Here is a 20,035-nt window from a genome sequence, read left to right on the forward strand (position 1 = left end):
GGTCTGGGCAGGCGGTCGGCGCTGTCGATGCGCTTCGCGCGCCGCCCGTGAGGGTCAGGCGCGCTCGGCGCCGGGGGCGACGTGCTGGAGCACGCGCTCCCACACCGACGTGAGGGTGACGTGACCGTTGACGGAGTCGATCTCATCGTCGGGGACGACCTCGACCTCGGCCGAGCGCATGCGCTCGAGGTACCAGGCCGCGTCGTCGTGATCGGCGGGACCGTCGCCGCCGACCACGATCAGCGCCTCGGCGTCGAGGTGGTCCAGCAGGGGTGTACGCACGTTGCGGCTCAGCGGATCGGAGGGGCTCCTGACCCCGACGATCGCGAGGCGGTCCACGATCGGTCCCATCGCCGCCGCCAGATGGACGGCGATCGGCCCGGCCGCACGCTCGCCCACGAGCCCCACGGTCGCCCCGGGCGCTTCGCGCTCGAGCAGGGCCTGCAGAGCCTCGACCGTGAGCCCTGCGGGCGTCTGACTGCCGAACGCGGGCGGGTCCTCGAGTTCGGGGGCGTCGAGCCCAACCGCGACCACCCGCACGTCGAACAGTGCCGTCACGCGGGCGTCGGGGTCGGTTGTGGCGACGTCACCGGTGCGCAGCACGAACACCGCTCGGGGAGCTCCCGGAGCGCCGAAGCTGCGGTAGCCGAGCTCTCCGTCGAGCCAGGGGGCCAGACTCATCGGGTCATCCTTCCGTCGTCGCGTCGCCGCCCGGGAGCAGCGCGCGAAGCGTGTCGATCGTGTCGGCCTCGGCCGCGGGTTTGTCGGAACGGTAGGTCTTCACCCGGGCGAAGCGCAGCGCCACGCCGCCGGGGTAGCGCACCGACCGCTGCACCCCGTCGATTGCGATCTCGACGACGGTGTCGGGGACGACCCGGATGCCGCCGGGCACCTCGCCGACCTCTCGAGCGGAGAAATGGGTGGTCTGCCACGCCAGCAGTTCGTCGGTGAGCCCCTTGAACGTCTTTCCGACCATCACGAACCCGCCCGGCTCGCCGAAATGCCCGTGAGGATCGCGCGCACCGAGATGGAGGTTCGAGAACCACCCGGCGCGGCGGCCCGAGCCCCGTTCGACGCCCAGCACCACGAGATCGAAGGTGTGCACCGGCTTGACCTTCAGCCAGCTCTTGCCGCGACGCCCCGCCGTGTAGGCGGCGTCGAGCCCCTTCACCATCACGCCTTCGTGCCCGGCGGCGAGAGCGTCGCGCGCGAAGGTGTCGGCGGCGGCGGGGTCGTCGGTGAGCAGAGCCGGGATGCGGAAGGCCCCCGCGACCCGTTCGAGTTCGTCGAGTCGTGCCGACAGCGGCTCGTCGACGAGGTCGCGTCCGTCGACGTGCAGGACGTCGAAGAACCACGGACGCAGCGCGATCTCGCGGGCCGTCTCGGCTCCGAAGCGCGCCATGGTGTCTTGGAACGGGCGCGGGGCGCCGTCGTCGTCGAGCGAGAGGGTCTCGCCGTCGAGGATCACGTCGTCGACGGGGAGGGAACGCGCTACCTCGACGATCTCGGGGACGCGATGTGTGACGTCGGCGAGCGTGCGGGTGAACACGCGAACCTCGTCTCCGTGCCGATGCACCTGGACGCGGGCACCGTCGAGCTTGAACTCCACCGAGGCCCGGCCGGCGACGGCCAGGGCGTCGGCGACGCTCGTCGCGGTCGAGGCGAGCATGGGCTGCACGCCCCGCCCGACGACGAGACCGACGGCGGCGAGATCGTCGCCGGAGCCGGTGAGGGCGATACGGGCCGTCTCGCCGAGATCGCCCGACAGCATGGCGGCGCGGCGCACGGCGGCGCCGTCGCGGTCGGACGCGCGGGCCACGGCGTCGAGGAGGACGCCCTCGAGCGCCCCGGTGCGCAGCTCGCCGGTCATGATGCGGATGAGCAGGTTCCACTCCCCCTCGGTCGCCTGTTCGGCGAGCGCATCGAGGAGCGAGGTGCGGACGGCGGCGGAGCCGGCACCGCCCACCTCGACGAGGCGGGTGAAAGCCTCGTCGACATCGCCGATGGTGAGCGTGGGTGCCTCCGCGTGCGACCCGCCGCGCGAGGACAGCGTGCGCCACCCCACCCCGAGGCGACCCTGTCGTGGCGACGCGGTGAGCAGCCCCACGGCCGGGACGATCTCGTCGGGCTCGAGGCCGCGCAGGACCGCCGCGAGGGCGTCGACCTTCGCCAGCCGCGAGCGGGTGTTCGTCACCGCCGCGAGCGCTGTTTCGATGTCGCCGAAGAACATGTCGGCATCCTGGCATCCCCCTCCGACATCGTCCGCGCGCTTGCGTCCGGCGGACGGGCGTGCGACGACCGGACGGGATGCCGACGACGGCCGCCGCCCGACCACGAGCGGGGCGGGACTCGCCGGACGGCGGACCACATCGCAGGCCCGGCCGCAACCCCCGCGGCGATGTCGGAGGTCTGGGGTGTGCTGAGACCTCCCCCAGGAATGAGGTCTCGTGAACGCTCCCGCCACGCTCGAACAGTCCGCCCGTACCGCCCGTGAGGTGTTCGGCTGGGACGACCTGCTGCCGGGGCAGGCCGAGGCCATCGACGCCGTCGTCGGCGGTCGCGACACCCTCGTGGTGTTCCCGACCGGCGCCGGCAAGTCGGCCGTCTACCAGATCGCGGGGTGCGAGCTCGGTGGGGTCACCGTCGTCATCTCGCCTCTGCTGGCTCTGCAGCGCGACCAGATCGACTCGATCGACGCCGCCCCCGACGCCCCCGCCGCGGTGGCACTGAACTCGCGCACCAGCGCTTCGGCGAAGAAGGCCGCGTGGGCCGCGATCGAGAGCGGCGACGCCGTGTACGCCTTCCTCGCCCCCGAGCAGCTCGCGAACCCCGAGGTGTTCGACCGGCTCGCGGGCGCCGACGTGCGCCTGATCGTGGTCGACGAAGCGCACTGCGTGTCCGCGTGGGGGCACGATTTCCGTCCCGACTACGCGCGCCTCGGCGACGCCGTCGAAGCTCTCGGGCACCCACCCGTGCTCGCGCTGACCGCCACGGCATCCGCTCCCGTCCGTGACGACATCGTGGCGAGTCTGGGCATGCGCGACCCGCACCTCGAGGTGCGCGGCATGGACCGCCCCGAGATCCACCTCGCCGTCCGTCGTCACGAGCACGACGACGACAAGCGCCGCGCGGTCCTCGCCGATGTGCGGGATACCGACGGCCCGGCGCTGCTGTACGTGGCGACGCGCAAAGAGACCGACGCCTACGCCGACGAGTTGCGCGAGCAGGGCCTGCGCGCCGCCGCTTATCACGGCGCGATGGCGCAGAAGCGGCGCGACGAGGTGCACACGGCCTGGAGTGCGGGCGAGCTCGACGTGGTCGTGGCGACGTCGGCGTTCGGCATGGGCGTCGACAAGTCCGACGTGCGCCTGGTCGTGCACGCCGACGTCACCGAATCGCTCGACTCCTACGCGCAGGAGATCGGACGCGCCGCTCGCGACGGTCAGCCGGCCCGCGCGATCCTGCACTACCGCGCTGAGGACTTCTCGCTGCGCTCGTTCTTCGCCGGCGGCCACAGCAAGCGCGCCGACGTCGCGGGAGTGTGGGACGTGCTGCGCACGGCGAAGGCGCCGATGCGCGCGAAAGAGATCGCCGAGGCGGGCGGTCGCTCGACGCGCGCCATCGGCCGGGTGCTCAACCAGCTCGTCGCATGCGGACTGGCGGACTCCGGGCCCGATGGCATCCGGGCGCTGAAGAAGAAGATCTCGGCGGGCGACGCCGTGGCAGCCGTCCGCGAACGCGACGAAGCCGAGGAGCGGATCCGCGCGTCGCGGATCGAGATCATGCGCTCCTACGCCGAGACGTCGCACTGCCGTCGGCGGGCCCTGCTGGAGTACTTCGGCGTCGAGACGCCCGAGCAGTGCGGGGCGTGCGACCGCTGCGACGCCGGGGCCGCCGCCCCGATCGAGGCTCCCACCGACGCAGACGCGGGCGCCGACGGCATCCGCATCGACTCGACGGTGCAGCACGAGGAGTTCGGGACCGGCACCGTCATGGGCGTCGAGGAAGATCGTCTGACCGTCTTCTTCCCCGAGCACGGGTACAAGGTGCTGGCGCGCGCGGCGTTCGAGCGCGGCATCTTGGAGCTGGGCGAGGCCGCCTGACGAAAGATTCGAGTGCGGAGCCCTGCATCCGCGCGGGGCGGCAGCCCGCCGGTGTCAGCGTCGGCGCGTCGCCCACGTCCCGCCACCCGCCGGGCTGTAATCGACCGGAGGCGTGGCCGGTATCAGCGCTCGCGCGTCGCCCACCACGCCCACGCGACGAGCGGCACCTGCAGGAACAGCCGCACGAAACGCGCTCGGTCGGTGGACAATCCCGGCGCGGAGCGGCCGGTGCGCCACTGGTGCACGTTGCCCGGGAACACGGCCACGAAGAACGCGGCGATCGCCGTACCGATACGTCGGCGCTCCAGCGGCAGGGCGACGAGCGCGACACCGAGGATGCCCTCCACGGCTCCGGATGCCACGACGATGGCGTCCTTGTCCGTGCGGAGCACACGGGTGGCCCAATCCGGCACGACGATGCGGTAGCCGCGGCGCCCCCACGTGACGTGGCTGACGCCCGCGGCGACCAGCAGCAGAGACAGCGCGCCGCGCGCGACGGAGCGGACGGTGAGACCTCGACGGCGTGGCATCCGGTCAGTCTGCCATCGCGCCGCGTCGCGCGGGTCGCGTAGCCTCACGGGATGGGGATGCAGACCAGTGGGGGGATCGAGGTCCGCGAGGCTCGGACCGAGGATGCCGTGGGCATCGCGACCGTGCACGCGACGTCATGGCGCGAGACGTACGGACGATTCGTCGACGATCCCGACACCAGTGCGTGGTTCGACGTCGGTCGACGCATCGGCATGTGGCAGCAGAATCTCGAGCAGAACGCCTTCGCCACGGTCGTCGCCGTGCAGGACGGGGACATCATCGGTTTCGGCGCCGTGCAACCGACGCCGGAGACCGACGCCGTTCGCCCCGCGGAACTGACCATGCTGTACGTGCTCGCCGCGGCGCACGGGAGCGGCGCAGGTCAAGCCCTTCTCGACGCGGTGCTCGCCGACCGGCCCGCGTCGCTGTGGGTCGCCGCCGACAACCCCCGCGCCCACGCCTTCTACCGCCGCAACGGCTTCGTCGCCGACGGCACGACGTCGAGCTTCGGTCCGATCGGCGAGACGGTGCGTCTGGTTCGCTGAGCGGCGCGGGGATCGGTCAGAACGGCGAGGGAGCCGTGCGGCGAGCGAAGTCGATGTACGCCTCGACCGTGTCGTCGGGGACGATCGCGCGCAGCACGACCTCGTCGGCTGCCGCGGTGTACGCGTCGAGGGCGGCGCCGAGTTCGGTGACGTCGCGGATCGTCGTGTCGATCGCATCGACGCCCATGCGTTCGAAGTTGGCTGCGTAGTTGGGGAAGGAGGCATAGCGGGCCGTCTCCGCCTCGAGCCGCTCCCGAGCGGCCGACACGATCGCCGTGCGCACGTAGACGGCGACGTGGGTCGACGGGGCGAGCGCGTGCAGCGCGTCGGCCTGTTCCTTCGCTTCGCGGGGAGGTACCCAGTTGAGCAGCACACCCTCGGCGCTCTCGGCGGCCGCGCGGCGCATCTTCGGGCCGAGGGCGCCGACGAGCACCCGCGGCAGTCCGGCTCCGTGCAGACGTTCCGCCGCGTCGCGGACCCGCCCCAGCGCACCCTGCCGAGCCATGCCGGAACCGATGCCGATCGTGAGGCGGTCGAGGGGGAGGTCGAGGGATGCCACGGCATCGGCGATGTCGTCGGCAGGACGACGGTCGACCGGGATCACGCCGGTCGCCAGACGCAAGCGCTCTGTGACACGGGCCGCGGCGGCGAGCGCTGCGAGGGCATCGCCGTCGGGGGTGTCGTTGACCCAGAGCGTGTGGAAACCGGCCCGCTCGACCGCGGGCGCGATCTCGGCGATCGCGGCCGGACCGAGCGATCCGGCGACGCCGAGCGAGACGACGCCGCGCATCAGGAGACACCCCCGGCGCCGGGAACGGCGACCGCGACCTGTCCCACTGCCGAGTAGAACGCGGCGAGGTCCACCTCGTCGGTCGGCAGGAGCACGACGTCGTCGACGCCGGCCGCCTGGAAGCGTGTCACACCCTCGGCCACCTCGGACACCGAACCGGCCAGGACGCGGTCGGCGGCATCCGGGCGGTCGGAAAGGACCGCGGTGGCGCGTTCGCGTGCGTCCGGACCGAAGGCCGTGAGCACGTAGGCGACGACATCGGCGCTGCCGGGACGCCCGGCCTCTGCTCGAGACGCCTGAACCGTCCGCACCGCGGCGGCGACCTCGTCGACCGTGTGGCGGCTGTCGAGGACCACGCCGTCGGCGACGGCGCCCGCGAGCGCGAGCGTCTTCGGGCCCTCGGCGGCGGCGTACACGCGCGGTGCGCTGGCCGGGGGCCAGTCCAGGGCGACGTCGCGCAGCTTCACGTAACGGCCCTCGGCGGTGACGCTCTCACCGGCGAGCAACGCTCGCAGCGCCGGCACCTGCTCCTGCATGAGCGTGAGCGGGGAAGCCGCTTTGGCGCCGACCTGTCGCATCCAGTCCTGCACGCCGTGGCCGAAGCCGGGCAGGAGCCGACCGGGGAACATGCGCTCGATCGTGGCCACCTCCATCGCCGAGGCGGCGACGTTGCGCAGGGGCAGCGGAGCGATGCCGACGCCGATGCGCAGGTGGTCGGTGACCGCCAGCGCGGCGGCGGCCGCGGCCCAGGCCGACGACCGGAAGCAGTCCTCCCACAGCCAGAGCTCCTCGACCCCGGCTTCTTCGGCGGCGCGGGCGGCATCGCGCAGCTGCTCTGGCGGATGCGGGTACGGGCTGAAGATCGTGCCGATACGACTCATGGCTCTACTCTGCCGCGAACCACCGACATCCGGGTGTGCGACGTGCGGCTGCCCCGAGGGCTCGTTCCCGCGCATCGGGCCCGTCGCCCGCTCGCTGAGCCGGCCCGGAGTTCCGTTCCTCCTGCCGGAATAAACGCTCCCCCGAGGGCGAAACGCCCCGCCGCAGCGTGTTTGACTCGCCCGGGCGTTTATCCGCCATTGGACGCCCCGGCCGCCGCCCCCAGCCGCTCCAGCCGCCCCAACGACCCGCGCGCAGGAAACGCCTCCCCGAGCAAGAAACGCCCCGCCGCGGCGTGTTTCACTTGCCCGAGCGTTTATGACGCCACGCCACCCCGCACCACCCACGCCGGACCACCCGCCACACCCGCGCCCCCGACCCCCCGCACATGCCAACCACCCGCCCCCCGCAAACCGCCCGCACACGCCAACGCCCCCGGCGCCGAAGCACCGGGGGCGTCGCTCGCGAAGGTCAGGCCGCGAGCGCCCGCGCCGCCGCGGCGACCACGAGGCCCGAGGTATCGGCATCCACCGTCACCGCTCCCCCGTCGCCGAGCTCGCCCGAGACGAACAGGTCGGCGATGCGGTCGTCGACCTCGCGCTGGATGACCCGGCGCAGGGGCCGCGCGCCGTACTCGGGCTCGTACCCGACCTCGGCGAGGCGGTCCACCGCGGCGTCGGTCACATCGAGGGTGACGTCGCGCGCGGAGAGCCGACGCGACGTGGCGCCCAGCAGCAGCCCCACGATCTCGCGCAGCTGCGCCTTCTCGAGCTTGCGGAACAGCACGATGTCGTCGATGCGGTTGAGGAACTCCGGACGCATCGCCTCGCGCAGCTTGCTCATCACCCGGTCGCGCAGGTCGTCGTCGGCGAACTCGCGTCCGGTCGTGGTGAAGCCGATCGCCCCGGAGCGGGATGCCAGGAACTCGGCGCCCAGGTTCGAGGTCATCACGATGACGGTGTTGCGGAAGTCCACCGTCCGACCCTGGCCGTCGGTGAGGCGACCGTCGTCGAGCACCTGCAGCAGCAGGGTGAACACGTCGGGGTGCGCCTTCTCGATCTCGTCGAAGAGCACGACGGCGTAGGGGTTGCGGCGCACCCGCTCGGTGAGCTGACCGGCCTCGTCGTATCCGACGTATCCCGGAGGGGCACCGATCAGACGGGACACGGTGTGACGCTCGCCGAACTCGCTCATGTCGAAGCGGATCACCGCCGCGTCGTCGTCGAACAGCGACCCCGCGAGGGCCTTCGCGAGCTCGGTCTTTCCCACGCCGGTGGGGCCGAGGAACAGGAATGAGCCGACTGGGCGGTTCTCGTCTCCCATGCCCGTGCGGTTGCGGCGTACGGCCTTGGCGACGGCCGCGACGGCGTCGTCCTGTCCGATGACCCGCGCGTGCAGCTCGGTCTCGAGCTCGGCGAGGCGGCCGCGTTCGGTGGCCGTGAGGCGCGCGACGGGGATGCCGGTGGCGCGGCTGATGACCGCCGCGATCTCGGGCTCGTCGACCACGGCCGTCGCCCGCGGGCGGGCCGTCGCCTCGTCGAGCCGCGACTGCACCGCCGCGATCTCATCCCGCAGGCGCGAGGCCTCTTCATAGTGCTCGGCCGAGACGGCGGCGTTCTTGTCGGCCTCGAGCGTGGCGAGGCGTTCCACCAGCGCCGTCGTGTCGACGGCCACGCCCAGGCGCAACCGCAGACGCGCCCCCGCCTGATCGATCAGGTCGATCGCCTTGTCGGGCAGCACACGGTCCGGGAGGTACCGGTCGCTCAGCTCGACGGCGGCGCGCAGTGCCTCGTCGGTGTACCGGATGCCGTGGTGCTCCTCGTACGCCGAACGGAGCCCCCGCAGGATCTCCACGGCATCCGGGATCGAGGGCTCGCCCACGCGCACCGGCTGGAGCCGGCGTTCGAGGGCCGGGTCCTTCTCGATCGTGCGGTACTCGCGCAGCGTGGTCGCGCCGATCAGGTGCACGTCGCCGCGGGCCAGGCGCGGCTTGAGGATGTTGCCGGCGTCCATCGATCCGTCGCCCGATCCGCCCGCACCGACGAGCGTGTGCACCTCGTCGATGAAGACGACGAGCTTCTCGGATGCCGAGATCTCGTCCATCGTCTGGGTGAGGCGCTCCTCGAAGTCGCCGCGGTATCGCGCTCCGGCGAGCATCGCGGCGAGGTCGAGCGAGACGACACGCGTCTCGCGCAGCTGCTCGGGCACCTCCCCGGCGACGATGGCGCGTGCCAGCCCCTCGACGACGGCGGTCTTGCCGACGCCGGCCTCGCCGATGAGCACGGGGTTGTTCTTCGTGCGACGGCTGAGGATCTCGATGGTCTGCTCGATCTCGTCGGCGCGGCCGATGACCGGGTCGAGCTCGCCCGCTTCGGCGCGCGCGGTGAGGTCGGTGCCGAAACGGTCGAGGTTCGGGGTGGGGGATGCCGACTCGGCCGGCGCCTCGTCGCCCTCGGCGCCGACGACGGTCTCGCGCACACCCTGGGTGAGCGCCTCGGCGGTCACTCCGGCCTGCGCGAGGATCTGCCCCGCGGGAGCGTCCTGAGCGAGGACGAGCGCGAAGAAGAGGTGGTCGGGGTCGACGTAGGTGGACCCGGCGGCCCGGGCCACCTGGAACGCGTGGAACAGCGCGCGCTGCACGGAACCGGCGACGACGGCGCCGTCGACGTTCGCGGGAGCCGCCGCCGCGGGCAGCCGGCTCTCGGCCGCACGGGCGATCGCAGCCGGGTCCGCGCCGAGACGCGCGACGGCCTCCTTGGCCGGGGAACGACCGACGAGCACGTGCAGGACGTGCAGGGCGTCGAGTTCGCGCTGACCGCGTCCGAGGGCGAAGCGCCCGGCCTCTTGGAGGGCGTCCTGCGTGCGGGCGCTGAGGAAGCGGCTCAGGTCGATCGAGCGTTCGGCTCGCGCCTGCTCACCGGCGAGGTAGCGGGCGAGGAACTCGTCGAAGGACTGAGCGCCGTCGGCGGGGGTGAAATCTTCGGGCAATTCCGTCTCCTGAGATACGTGAGTGCGATGCGCTCAAGTTTGCTACTTGAGCGTCGACGTATCAACTTCAACGCCTACCCCGGTAGGGTATTCCCGACTCCCCCGCGCAACCGCGGATCCGGGTCGTTCCACAGCTCGACGGTCTGCACGAACCAGAACACCGCGAACAGGGCCAGCGCCACCGACTCCCCCACCAGCACGACCGGGAGACCGCCGCGCGTCGCGCCACCGAGAATCGCCGCAGCGAGCGCCACCAGGGTCAGGAGGATGCCGACCGCGACCACGGCGTACGCCACCCGCACGCCGCGGGCGCCTCTGCCGTCGGGGTGGGGACGCCACGCCGCGAGGCCGGCGACGGCGGCGACGATCGCGAAGAACGACACGGCGGCGAGGTTGTGGGCGGACCGCAGGAACGCCTCCGGTGCGACGACGCCCCATGCCGTCCCGCCCAGCACCAGCGCGACGATCACGGCGATCGTGACGAACGTCCCGCGCCCGGCCGTGCCCTGCACCCGCGCCAGGACCACGGCCCCGATCGCGCCGACGAGGACCACGGATGCCGCCGCGGCGGCGTTGTTGACGACGGTGGGGAGCACGGCCTCCGGCACGCATCGGGCCCCGTCGGGGCAGAGCGCGTCCTGCGTCGTCGGGACGAACGCCACCGCGAGAGCGAGGACCGCCGCGACGTCGAGCAGGCCCTGCTCGAGACTGCGGCCCGACAACGCCAGAAGCGCCAGCGCGATCGCGCACAACGACCCCGTGAACACCGGGCCCGCCGGTGTGTAGTAGGCCGCGCTCACCGAAGGCAGGGAGCCACCCGTGGCGAGCTCGATGCCCACCCCCACCGCCAGGAACAGGGTCGCCGCGATGAGGGCGAGACGCACGTAGCGGTATGTGCGCTGCGTTGACGTCGTGCGGATGCGCATGAGCACATCCTGTCAGCGAGCGCCGACACCCCGGTGGCCCGCCACGTGGCGCGTCCGCGCGCGACGCGGAACCGGTCTGCCAGACTTCCCGCATGCGCGACTTCCTGGCCGGTGCCGCCCTGCTGCTTCGCGGACTCGGGCAGTGGCGACGCACGCCGGGCGCGATGGCGTTCGGTCTGATCCCGGGGACGCTCGTCGGGCTCGTCTTCGGTGCGGCGCTCGTGGGCTGGGGCCTCTGGCTGCCCGCCCTGGTCGACGCTTGGACGCCGTTCGCCGACGGGTGGGCGCCTTTCTGGGCCGAGGCGGTGCGCTTCGCGATCGGCTTCGCCTCGTTCGGCGCCGCGGTCCTGCTGGCCATCGTGTCGTTCACCGCGGTGACCCTCGCGGTCGGCGAACCCTTCTACGACCGCATCTGGCGGGCCACCGAGCGCAGCGCCACCGGCTCCGTGCCCGACGTCGAGTACGGGTTCTGGCGAGCCGTGGGCGACAGCGTGCGCCTGGTCGCGCGCGGCGTCCTCGCCGCGGCGGTCGCCGGTCTCATCGGTCTCATCCCCTTCGTGGGCGGCGTGCTGGGCTTCGTCTCGGGCGTGCTGCTGACCGGCTGGCTCCTCGCCGACGAGCTCACCTCGCGCGCGTTCTCGGCACGCGGGCTCGATCGGCGCGCGCGGCGAACGGTCATCGCTGCGAACCGCGCCCGCGCGCTCGGGTTCGGCGTCGCGACCCAGCTGTGCTTCCTCGTACCCCTGGGCGCGGTGGCCGTCATGCCCGCGGCCGTCGCCGGCAGCACCCTGTGGGTGCACGCGGCCCTCGGCGAATCCGCGGCTGCGCGGACACCGGCACCGCGACGCGCGTCACCCGCGGACCGACCGACCGACCCGGCACGATAGCCTGGAGCGACCGAAGGGATCCTCATGTTCATCGTCTCGCTCATCCTGTTCGTCGGCGGCATGCTGCTGACCGGCCTGTCGTTCTCGCTCGCCGCTCCCGCCCTGTTCTTCGCGCTCGGCATCATCCTCGTCTCGGCGTCGCTCGCCCTGCCCTTCCACTTCGGCACCCGGTAAACCTCGCCGGGCGGCACCCGGGTAGCGTGTCACGGTGCCCTTCTCGTTCGACGCCCTTCGCCGCCGCCCCGATCTCGAGGGTCCGGAGCAGGCGGCCGTCGACGCCGCCGACCGCTTGATCCTCGACGAGTCCGTGTCGCTGCGCGACGGCCTCGCCCCGGGTGAGCTCGTCGTGATCGGCGACGCGTTCGGAGCACTGACGCTCGGTTCGGCGGATGCCGGGGCGCGCGGCATCCGGGTGCACCAGGACGAACTGCTCGGCGAGGAAGCCCTCGCGGCGAACGCCGCGGACGCCGGTCTCGGTGACGTCTACCGGTCTCATCCCCTCGACGCCGACCTCGTGCGCGGGGCGCGCGTCGTCCTCCTGCGCCTCCCCCGGTCGCTGCGCGCCCTCGCCGACATCGCGGGACTGATCGCCCGCTACGCCGCCCCCGACGTCGTCGTGGTCGCCGGGGGCCGCGTGAAGCACATGTCCCTGTCGATGAACGACGTCCTGCGCGAACGGTTCGAGCGCGTCGATGTCACGCACGCGCGGCAGAAGTCCCGCGTGCTCATCGCCCGGGGACCGCACGACGGCGTCGACCCCGAGCCCGAGGCCGCCGAGATCGACGGCATCCGGATCCGCGCCTTCGGCGGCGCCTTCGCCGGGGCGTCGATCGACATCGGCACGCGCCTGCTGCTCGCCCACCTGCCGGAGCCGAAGGACGACCGGGCGATCGACCTCGCGTGCGGGACCGGCGTGGTCGCCGCGGCGCTGGCTGTGCGGCATCCCTTCCTCCACGTGCTCGCGTGCGACCAGTCGGCGGTCGCGGTCGCCTCCGCGCGCGAGACCGCCGCAGCCAACGGTGTCGCGGACCGGGTCGAGGTGGTGCGCGACGACGTGCTGCGCACGCGGGCGGATGCCAGCGCCTCGTTCGTCGCGCTCAACCCGCCGTTCCACGAGGGAGCCGCGGTCAATGAGGGCCTCGCCCCGCGCATGTTCGCCGACGCGGCGCGCGTGCTCCAGCCGGGCGGGGAGCTGTGGACCGTGTGGAACTCCGCCCTGCGGTACCGACCCGCGCTGGAACGGCTCGTCGGGCCGACGCGGCAGGTCGCGCGCGACCGCAAGTTCACCGTGACCGTGTCGACGAAGCGCTGACGCGGTCGTGGCGGCGCGCGCCGCTCGGGCGTAGATTCACTCCCGTCGACGAGGAGGTGCGGCATGGGGGCACGAGGTGCGGCGGCGGCGTCCGTTGCCGCGCTGCTGCTCGCGGGCGTGCTCTCCCCGATCCCCGCGTCCGCGTCCAACAGCCTCGACCCGCTGTCGGAGAGCACGGTGACCGCCCTGCTGGCCGACTGCTCGAGCATCACCGACCGCGCTCGCAAGTACGCGCGACTGCACGCGATCGGCCTGTGCGGAGCTGACACGACCGCCCCCGACCGGCCGCTGCGCACCGAGGACGTCGGCGGCGAGGAGTGCGGCGCCGTGACCCTCACGATGACCAGCCGCGGTGGGGGTCTCGCCGTGATCGGGTGGCGCGTGTCGTCCGAGGTCGGACCGATCCTCGACGTCGAACTCGACGTCGCCTTCTCGGGACGCGCGGGCGGGCAGATGCGGCGGTTCGCCGAGCGCGAGCCGGTGCTCGGGGCGACCGGTTCGGCCGTGGCCTTCCTCGGCAGCGGACGCGCGGCGGCCACCGTCTCGGGCACGGTCGAGACCTTCACCGCACGCTGCCGGGTCGCCCCCTCGAGCGTGCGCGTGCACCTGCGCTGAGCGGGCGGCGGCCGCCGGCTCCGCGCGACCCCGGAGTCTGCTGCGGCGCCCGCCGGCGCCGCCCCTCAGGCCCGCACGGGCTGTTCCCGACCGGCATCCGCCGTCGCCTCGCGGAGACTGTCGGCGAGGTGGCGCGCGCCGCGCACCGCGATCGCCACGCTCGTCAGCGTCGGGTTCATCGTGTTCGCCGTCGGGATCAGGGCGTTGCCGCCCACGACGAGGTTGTCGAACCCCCAGACGCGGGAGAACGGGTCAGCGACCGACGTCTCGGGGTCGGTCCCCGCCCGCATCGTCCCCATGAAGTGCAGGCTCGAACCGAACGGGAGCAGCCGAGGTTCCGCGATGAACGTGCCGAGAGCGTCACCCGCGCGCCGCAGCCGCGCCGTCGCCTCCGCGATCTCGCGCTCCTCGACGGCGTCGAGGGCGTAGTCGATCGTGAAGTTCGGCAGGCCGCGGTAGTCGAGCTCCTCGTCACTGAAGCGCACTCCGTCCTCGACCCGGGGGAACTTGCGCACGCCGTAGCCCATGTTCACGTACCCCCAGCGGTTGCCTGCGGCCGGGTGCGATGGATCCAGCGGGAACGGGGGCGTCTCGGCGTACATGATCTGCGCCGAGTACGGGTGGTCGGGCTCGGAGAAGGGGATGCGATTGACCGCCGCGACCGGATCGGAGGGGTTCTTCGCCCGGCGCGCCAATTCGGTCTGCAGCTCGTCGTCGGAGACGAGCTCGCTCATGCGGTCGCCGTCGAGCGCGACGGTGCTGATGACCACGTGGTGCTCGGTGAGGTAACGACCGAGGGGGGCGGGACGGATCCCCGACGCCCACAGCAGTTGCGGCGAACGGAAGGCGTCGGCCGCGACGACCACGGCATCCGCTGCGACGAAGGACTGCTCGCGCGTGCGAAGGTCCTCCACGACCACCCCGCTCACCCGCGAACCGTCGTGCTCGAGACGGCGGACGAGCGTGAGGTCGCGCAGCTCGAAGCGGGCCGCGCTGTCGGTCCCCTCCTCGATCAACGGACCCAGCACCGTGTCGGCGCCGGCCCAGCGCATCGTGCCGTCGGGCTGCGGATCGCCCGCCACCGGAAGCGTACTGACGCCGTACCCCTCGGGCAGCTCGTCGCCGAATTCGCGCGCGAGCAGGGTTCGGATCGCGGCGCCCACCGGCGAGTCCGAGAACGCCGCGCTCTGCTTGTGCAGCAGCTCCTCGGCCGTCGAGACGAGGTCCTCCCATTCGTCGTCCGCGATGAAGTGGAGCTTCTCGCTGAAGGCGGGCCGCGGGATCGCGCAGGTCCAGTGCGCGCCCTGCCCGCCGACGTTCGTCGCGGCGGCGGCGGCGGGGAACTGCGACGCGTGCGCGGATCCCTCTCCTCCGAAATCCAGCAGATGCGTACCCTGGCGCGCCGTGAACATCCCCTCCACGACGGCACCCGCGGGGAGGCCGAGCGAGGCCCTGAACTCCCCCGCCTGCGGCCCCTGCGAGCGTTCGCGCGCGCGGGCCTTCTCGTCGGGATCGGCGATGTTGCGCACGCTCTCGCCGGGGCGCTCGGTCACCTGGGGTCCGGCCTCGAACATCACGACACGCGCCTCGGGGAGTGCCTCCAGCAGCACGCGCGCGTAGGCGGACCCGATGGGGCCGCTGCCGACGATGGCGACGGTGAGGGTGTCGGACATGGTCTCTCCTTCGTTGGTCATCGGGTCTCGGCCGCCGGCTCGGGCTCGGCGGGCGCCCTCTCGGGCGCGGGCGGCTCGTCCGAGAGACGAGCGGCCGGAAGCAGCGAGGCGATCGCGACACCGCAGACGTACACGAGCGCCAGGCCCAGGAAGACGGGGGCGAAGACGTCGTGATACACCACGGCGATGCGGTCCTGCACGGCATCGGGGGTCGCACGCGCCACCGCGGGCGTGAGGGTCGCGGCATCCAATCCGGCGGGCAGACCCGCGGCCACCGCGAAACCGACGACGCCTCCGACGACCGCGGTTCCCACGGCCGCGCCGATCTGCCGGACGAGGTTCGTCGCCGCGGTCACCGCGCCGAGGTCATCCCGGGAGGCGGCGCTCTGCACGACCGCGAAGATGAGGTTCGTGAACGCTCCGGTGCCGATACCGACCGCGGCCATGCCGACCATCGGCACCCACAACGGCACACCGGCCGGCAGCAGGGCCATCGTGATCAGGCCGAGGGCGGCGAGCGCCGTCCCCGCGATCGGATAGAGGCGGTAGCGACCCGAACGGGAGACGAGCCACCCGGTCAGCAGACTGCTCACGAGCATGCCGAGCACCGTCGCGATGGGGACGAGGCCCGAGACGGTCGCCGTGGTCCGGTAGGCCATCTGCACGTACGTGGGCATGTAGGCGACGACCGAGAACAGCCCCGCCCCCACGACGAGCGAGAGGCCGAGGCAGACGAGGATCGTGCGATCGCGCAGGATGCGCGGCGGCAGGATGGGGGCCGCGGCTCGGCGCTCGATCACGACGAGGGCCAGGATGCCGGCGCCCGCCGCCGCCGCGCACGCGATCGCCGCGGGACGCAGGGTGTCGTCTCCGACCCACGTGACGGCCAGGATGAGCGCCAGCAGCGATCCGGTGAATACGGCGGACCCGGGAACGTCGAACCGGGGATGCGCGCCGCCCGGCAGGCGCGGCACCGCGGCGAGCGCGAGGACCAGGGCGACGAGGCCGACCGGGAGGTTGATCCAGAACACCCAGGGCCAGCTCCAGTAATCGGTGATGAGTCCGCCCACGACGGGGCCCACGACGATCGCGATCGGGAAGGCGGCGCCGATGACGGCCATGTACCGCGGACGCTGGCGCGGACTCGTGACGCGGGCCACGATGGTCTGCGACATCAGTTGCAGCCCCGCCGATCCCAGTCCCTGCACGACGCGCGCGGCGATGAGCCAGCCGAGATCGCTCGCGAAGCCGCACGCGAGCGAAGCCGCGAGGAACAGCACGAGCGAGACGACGAAGACCCGGCGCGGACCGATGACGTCGCCGAGCTTTCCGAGCACGGGGAGCATGACGGTCGCGGCGATGGTGTAGCCGACCATGATCCAGCTCATGTGCTCGAGCGCGCCGAGCTCCCCGGCGATGGTGGCGAGGGAAGTGCTCACGACCGTGTGGTCGAGCGCACCGAGGAACGAGACGGAGAGGAGGGCGGCCACCAGGACGCGCAGCCGCGCGGGGGAGAGTGTCATGCGTGGGGCGCCCGTACGACCGGGCGATCGACGCGACCGGATGTGCCGCTCCGGCGTCCTCACCGGGCGAACGGACTCGATGAGCCCCGACGTCCCCTCCAGCATAGCGAACTTATGTTGGAAAGCAACTAAAGAGCGTGGCGAGCGCGAGACCGGACCCGCGCCCGGACGACGGGCGGCGCGGCCACCCGCTCCCCCACGACATTGACGACCTCGCCGACGCCCTCGATCACCAGACGCACCTCGTCGCCGGGTTCGAGCGGGCGCGGGTCGAGACCGCCGCGGCGGCCCCACAGCTCGCCGAGGCACCCGCCGTTGCCGACCGTGCCCGATCCGAGCACGTCTCCCGGCACCACGACCGAGTTGCGGGCCGCGTAGGCGACCAGCTCGGGGAAGGGCCAGCCCATGTTCGACACGAGGTCGTGGCCGATGAGCTCGCCGTTGACGAAGAGCTCGGCGCGTACCGCGAGGAAACCCTCGTCGTCGAGGAACGGTTCGAGCTCGTCGGCCGTGACGATCCACGGTCCGAGCGTCATCGCGAAGTCCTTGCCCTTCGCCGGCCCGAGCCGCACCTTCATCTCCCGCGACTGCAGGTCGCGGGCCGACCAGTCGTTCATGACGGTGTAGCCGAAGATGTGGGATGCCGCGGTCTCGGCATCCAGATTCTCGCCGTCGGAACCGGGCACCGCGCCGATGACGACCGCGAGCTCGAGCTCGACGTCGAGGCGCTGCGTCTCGGGGATCGTCACGACCTCACCCGTCGCCCGCACGGTGTGGGGGTTGGTGAAGTAGAAGGTCGGGGCCTCGTACCACTCGGGCACGACCTCGCTCTTGCCGTCGACCGAGGCGCTGACGCCCTCGACGTGCTCCTCGAAGGCCACGAAGTCGCGGATCGAGGCGGGCACGAGCGGGACGAGCAGCCGGACCTCGGCGAGAGGGCGGGCCGCAGCGCGGTCGCGGCGTTCGAACAGCGCCGACGCGGCCGCAAGGCCCTGGGCGAGGACCTCGGCGACCCGCAGCCCGTCGGGGAACGGCACGACGACGTCTCCGTCGACGAACCCCTCACCCACGTCGGCGCCGTCGGCCCAGCGCGCGATCCTCACGCGTGCACCCGCGTGCGCAGCAGCTCGGCGGCGTTGGCCCCCAGGATGCCGGTGACCTCGGCATCCGGAAGGCCCGCGCCCCGCACGAACGTGACGGGGTCGTCCAGACCCATGTCGAAGGGGAAGTCGCTGCCGAGCAGCACGCGGTCCGCACCCGCCGCCTCGACGAGCCAGCGGAGGGCCCGCTCGTCGTGCACGACGGTGTCGAACCAGATCCTCGACAGGTAGGACGAGGGCGCGTGCGCGCAGCCCCGGGCCTCCGGCCGCACCGTCCACGCGCGGTCGGAGCGACCGATCGCCGTGGGCAGGTACCCGCCGCCGTGAGCGGCGACGAGACGGAGTGCCGGATGCCGGTCCAGCACACCCGCGAAGATGACGTGCGAGAGGGCGACGGCGTTCTCGGTGGGCTGTCCGACGGTGTTCGACAGGTAGAAGCTGTCGAGCCGCTCGTCGAGCGAGCACCCGAAGGGGTGCAGGAAGACCACGGCGCGCAGCTCGGCCGCCCGTGCCCAGAAAGGCTCGAGGCGTGCGTCGCTCAGCTCGACGTCACCCGCGAAGGACGAGATCTCCACGCCCGCGAGACCGCGGCCGAGAACGGCGTCGTCGAGAGCGTCGACGGCCAGGTGCGGGTGCTGCAGGGGCACGACCCCGAGACCGACGAGACGGTCGGGTGCCTGGGCGACGTGATCGGCGATGAGGCGGTTGACCTCGCCCGTGACCCACGTGGCGAGTCCCTCGTTCGCCCACGGATAGAAGTGGTTCGGCGAAGGGCTGACCCACTGTCGGTCCACGCCCTGCGCGTCCATCGCCTCCAGGCGCGCGCGCACGTCGGTCAGCCGCGGGAAGCGCTCGCCGATCATGCGTCCCGAGGCCTGCAGGCTCGCGAGGCCGTTGCGCTTCAGCTCGAGGTCGGCCGCGGCCTGCACCTCGTCGGGCACGCGGCGCTCCACCTCGGCGTGGAGGCCCGGCATGAGCAGGTGCGCGTGGACGTCGACGACGTCCTGCCGCTCCCCGGCGGTCATGCGCGGGCCGCCGTCAGCTGCGCGACACCGAACATCAGTCCGCCCATGTCGGCGTCGCGGACACCGTCGAGCTGCCACTGCCCGAGCTGCACGGAGGCGTCGACGATCGCCTTGGCACGATCGACCCGGCGGGCGTGGAAGGCAGCCCACAGCCCCTGGTCCACGGCATCCCGGTCCACGAGCAGTTCGCTCAGCACCGCCGCGTCCTCGAGGCCCTGCGCTGCGCCCTGGGCGATCGTGGGCGGGCAGCTGTGCGCGGCGTCGCCGATGACGACGACGCGACCGCGGTTCCACGGCGCCTCGACGAGGTGGCGCGTGAACCACGTGTAGTTGGCGTCGGCTCCGGCCTCGATGTCGGCGCGGATGTGGTTCCAGGGGCCGTCGTACGCGCGCGACTGCTCGACCATGATGCGGCGGGCGTCCTCGGGTGAGACGTGCGAGCGGTCTTGAGCCGCCTCGACGAGGAAGGCGTACATGGTGTCGTCGCCGGTGGGGGTGTAGCCCGCGATGTACATGGGTCCGCCGTAGTACAGCTCGCTGCGGTCGACCTCGGGCGGCAGCGACACGAAGGTGCGCCAGATGCCCATGCCGGTCTGCTCGGGAGAGACGTGGATGCCGATCATCTCGCGCACCGCCGAGTGCAGGCCGTCGGCGCCGACGAGCAGGTCGAACGTGCCCGCGGGCTCCCCGTCGACCTCGACGGCGACGGCGTCGTCGGACGGCGAGACGCCCGAGACGCGCGTGCCGAAGTGCACGCGTGCGCCCGACCGCTCGGCCTCGGCCAGCAGGATGCGGGCCAGGTCGGGGCGCGACATCCCCATCGTGGAGGGGTAGTCGGGGCCGCCGGTCTTGAGGTCGGGGAGGGCCGCGACGACCGGGGCGCCCGGGCCGGGGGCACGGAGGTTGAGGCCCTCGAACGCCTTGCCTGCGGCGGCCACCTCGTCCCACACGCCGAGCTCGTCGAAGACGCGCAGGGCGTTGCCCTGCAACGTGATGCCCGAGCCGCGCGTGGTCAGCGCGGGCTGGGCGTCGTAGAGATCGACCTCGACACCGGCCTTCGCGAGGAAGATGGCGGTGGCCAGGCCCGCGACGCCGGCACCGGCGATCGCGACTTTCTGAACGGCGGTCATGTCAGAAC

At 72.6% G+C, this 20,035-nt stretch carries 18 protein-coding genes; 6 read left to right on the forward strand and 12 right to left on the reverse strand.

The genetic code is table 11. From position 1 onward, the window contains the following. Window positions 1–54: 54 nt before the first annotated feature. Together Q9R20_RS15065 and Q9R20_RS15070 are read right to left on the reverse strand one after the other, a co-directional pair. The gene (locus Q9R20_RS15065) at window positions 55–681 is read right to left on the reverse strand and encodes a hypothetical protein (protein ID WP_311250101.1); all 627 of its coding nucleotides are present in this window, start codon (window positions 679–681) and stop codon (window positions 55–57) included. A 4-nt stretch (window positions 682–685) separates the two neighbouring features. Next, window positions 686–2,230, reverse strand: a complete 1,545-nt coding sequence (locus Q9R20_RS15070; RefSeq protein ID WP_311250102.1) for an ATP-dependent DNA ligase — start codon at window positions 2,228–2,230, stop codon at window positions 686–688. 217 nt (window positions 2,231–2,447) lie between these two features. Between Q9R20_RS15070 and Q9R20_RS15075 the strand changes: the two genes are divergently transcribed. Continuing rightward, complete coding sequence (locus Q9R20_RS15075; protein WP_311250103.1) at window positions 2,448–4,103, forward strand: RecQ family ATP-dependent DNA helicase; 1,656 nt, start codon at window positions 2,448–2,450, stop codon at window positions 4,101–4,103. Window positions 4,104–4,225: 122 nt separating this feature from the next. On the opposite strand, the gene Q9R20_RS15080 is transcribed toward Q9R20_RS15075, so the two are convergent. Then, a complete protein-coding gene (locus Q9R20_RS15080) occupies window positions 4,226–4,633 on the reverse strand; it encodes a hypothetical protein (RefSeq protein ID WP_311250104.1) in 408 nt (135 codons plus the stop codon). A gap of 51 nt (window positions 4,634–4,684) precedes the next feature. Between Q9R20_RS15080 and Q9R20_RS15085 the strand changes: the two genes are divergently transcribed. After that, the gene (locus tag Q9R20_RS15085) at window positions 4,685–5,179 is read left to right on the forward strand and encodes a GNAT family N-acetyltransferase (RefSeq protein WP_311250105.1); all 495 of its coding nucleotides are present in this window, start codon (window positions 4,685–4,687) and stop codon (window positions 5,177–5,179) included. Between the two features lie 16 nt (window positions 5,180–5,195). Here the strand turns inward: Q9R20_RS15085 and Q9R20_RS15090 are convergent, their stop codons facing one another. The 4 genes from Q9R20_RS15090 to Q9R20_RS15105 all read right to left on the reverse strand — a co-directional run bounded on the left by Q9R20_RS15090 (window position 5,196) and on the right by Q9R20_RS15105 (window position 10,762). Next, window positions 5,196–5,969, reverse strand: a complete 774-nt coding sequence (locus tag Q9R20_RS15090) for an LLM class flavin-dependent oxidoreductase (RefSeq protein ID WP_295836461.1) — start codon at window positions 5,967–5,969, stop codon at window positions 5,196–5,198. Next, the gene (locus tag Q9R20_RS15095) at window positions 5,969–6,850 is read right to left on the reverse strand and encodes an LLM class flavin-dependent oxidoreductase (protein ID WP_311250106.1); all 882 of its coding nucleotides are present in this window, start codon (window positions 6,848–6,850) and stop codon (window positions 5,969–5,971) included. The genes Q9R20_RS15090 and Q9R20_RS15095 overlap by 1 nt, the downstream gene beginning before the upstream one ends. Before the next feature lie 469 nt (window positions 6,851–7,319). Continuing rightward, window positions 7,320–9,836 (reverse strand): ATP-dependent Clp protease ATP-binding subunit, encoded by a 2,517-nt coding sequence (locus Q9R20_RS15100; protein WP_311250107.1) that lies wholly within the window; start codon window positions 9,834–9,836, stop codon window positions 7,320–7,322. 74 nt (window positions 9,837–9,910) lie between these two features. Continuing rightward, window positions 9,911–10,762, reverse strand: coding sequence for a hypothetical protein (locus tag Q9R20_RS15105; RefSeq protein ID WP_311250108.1), 852 nt, complete (start codon window positions 10,760–10,762; stop codon window positions 9,911–9,913). Window positions 10,763–10,854: 92 nt separating this feature from the next. Here Q9R20_RS15105 and Q9R20_RS15110 point away from each other — a divergent pair, with 92 nt between their 5' ends. The 4 genes from Q9R20_RS15110 to Q9R20_RS15125 all read left to right on the forward strand — a co-directional run bounded on the left by Q9R20_RS15110 (window position 10,855) and on the right by Q9R20_RS15125 (window position 13,576). Continuing rightward, a complete protein-coding gene (locus Q9R20_RS15110) occupies window positions 10,855–11,649 on the forward strand; it encodes an EI24 domain-containing protein (protein ID WP_311250109.1) in 795 nt (264 codons plus the stop codon). A gap of 24 nt (window positions 11,650–11,673) precedes the next feature. After that, entirely contained in the window at window positions 11,674–11,823 is a 150-nt protein-coding gene (locus tag Q9R20_RS15115; protein WP_013585971.1) for a hypothetical protein, read from the forward strand. A 34-nt stretch (window positions 11,824–11,857) separates the two neighbouring features. After that, window positions 11,858–12,961: a methyltransferase gene (locus tag Q9R20_RS15120; RefSeq protein ID WP_311250110.1), complete on the forward strand. Its 1,104-nt coding sequence runs from the start codon at window positions 11,858–11,860 to the stop codon at window positions 12,959–12,961. A gap of 63 nt (window positions 12,962–13,024) precedes the next feature. Then, window positions 13,025–13,576, forward strand: a complete 552-nt coding sequence (locus Q9R20_RS15125) for a hypothetical protein (RefSeq protein ID WP_311250111.1) — start codon at window positions 13,025–13,027, stop codon at window positions 13,574–13,576. A 65-nt stretch (window positions 13,577–13,641) separates the two neighbouring features. Here the strand turns inward: Q9R20_RS15125 and Q9R20_RS15130 are convergent, their stop codons facing one another. From Q9R20_RS15130 to Q9R20_RS15150, 5 genes are all read right to left on the reverse strand, one after another. Further along, the gene (locus Q9R20_RS15130; RefSeq protein ID WP_311250112.1) at window positions 13,642–15,249 is read right to left on the reverse strand and encodes a GMC oxidoreductase; all 1,608 of its coding nucleotides are present in this window, start codon (window positions 15,247–15,249) and stop codon (window positions 13,642–13,644) included. A gap of 17 nt (window positions 15,250–15,266) precedes the next feature. After that, window positions 15,267–16,772 (reverse strand): MFS transporter, encoded by a 1,506-nt coding sequence (locus Q9R20_RS15135; RefSeq protein WP_311250113.1) that lies wholly within the window; start codon window positions 16,770–16,772, stop codon window positions 15,267–15,269. A 128-nt stretch (window positions 16,773–16,900) separates the two neighbouring features. Continuing rightward, window positions 16,901–17,875, reverse strand: a complete 975-nt coding sequence (locus tag Q9R20_RS15140) for a fumarylacetoacetate hydrolase family protein (RefSeq protein ID WP_311250114.1) — start codon at window positions 17,873–17,875, stop codon at window positions 16,901–16,903. After that, the gene (locus Q9R20_RS15145; RefSeq protein WP_311250115.1) at window positions 17,872–18,897 is read right to left on the reverse strand and encodes an amidohydrolase family protein; all 1,026 of its coding nucleotides are present in this window, start codon (window positions 18,895–18,897) and stop codon (window positions 17,872–17,874) included. Before Q9R20_RS15145 ends, Q9R20_RS15140 begins: the two co-directional genes overlap by 4 nt. Continuing rightward, window positions 18,894–20,027, reverse strand: coding sequence for an FAD-dependent monooxygenase (locus tag Q9R20_RS15150; RefSeq protein ID WP_311250116.1), 1,134 nt, complete (start codon window positions 20,025–20,027; stop codon window positions 18,894–18,896). Before Q9R20_RS15150 ends, Q9R20_RS15145 begins: the two co-directional genes overlap by 4 nt. Window positions 20,028–20,035: the final 8 nt, after the last annotated feature.

Origin of the sequence: Microbacterium sp. PRF11 (genome assembly GCF_031844085.1) — a bacterium.
Classification (GTDB): Bacteria; Actinomycetota; Actinomycetes; order Actinomycetales; family Microbacteriaceae; genus Microbacterium.

Coding starts and splice junctions, on each gene's coding strand:
- Q9R20_RS15145 (WP_311250115.1), bottom strand. CDS start 18,897: ATGACCGCCGGGGAGCGGCAGGACGTCGTCGACGTCCACGCGCACCTG.
- Q9R20_RS15135 (WP_311250113.1), bottom strand. CDS start 16,772: ATGACACTCTCCCCCGCGCGGCTGCGCGTCCTGGTGGCCGCCCTCCTC.
- Q9R20_RS15085 (WP_311250105.1), top strand. CDS start 4,685: ATGGGGATGCAGACCAGTGGGGGGATCGAGGTCCGCGAGGCTCGGACC.
- Q9R20_RS15150 (WP_311250116.1), bottom strand. CDS start 20,027: ATGACCGCCGTTCAGAAAGTCGCGATCGCCGGTGCCGGCGTCGCGGGC.
- Q9R20_RS15115 (WP_013585971.1), top strand. CDS start 11,674: ATGTTCATCGTCTCGCTCATCCTGTTCGTCGGCGGCATGCTGCTGACC.
- Q9R20_RS15090 (WP_295836461.1), bottom strand. CDS start 5,969: ATGCGCGGCGTCGTCTCGCTCGGCGTCGCCGGATCGCTCGGTCCGGCC.
- Q9R20_RS15095 (WP_311250106.1), bottom strand. CDS start 6,850: ATGAGTCGTATCGGCACGATCTTCAGCCCGTACCCGCATCCGCCAGAG.
- Q9R20_RS15105 (WP_311250108.1), bottom strand. CDS start 10,762: ATGCGCATCCGCACGACGTCAACGCAGCGCACATACCGCTACGTGCGT.
- Q9R20_RS15080 (WP_311250104.1), bottom strand. CDS start 4,633: ATGCCACGCCGTCGAGGTCTCACCGTCCGCTCCGTCGCGCGCGGCGCG.
- Q9R20_RS15110 (WP_311250109.1), top strand. CDS start 10,855: ATGCGCGACTTCCTGGCCGGTGCCGCCCTGCTGCTTCGCGGACTCGGG.
- Q9R20_RS15125 (WP_311250111.1), top strand. CDS start 13,025: ATGGGGGCACGAGGTGCGGCGGCGGCGTCCGTTGCCGCGCTGCTGCTC.
- Q9R20_RS15065 (WP_311250101.1), bottom strand. CDS start 681: ATGAGTCTGGCCCCCTGGCTCGACGGAGAGCTCGGCTACCGCAGCTTC.
- Q9R20_RS15070 (WP_311250102.1), bottom strand. CDS start 2,230: ATGTTCTTCGGCGACATCGAAACAGCGCTCGCGGCGGTGACGAACACC.
- Q9R20_RS15130 (WP_311250112.1), bottom strand. CDS start 15,249: ATGTCCGACACCCTCACCGTCGCCATCGTCGGCAGCGGCCCCATCGGG.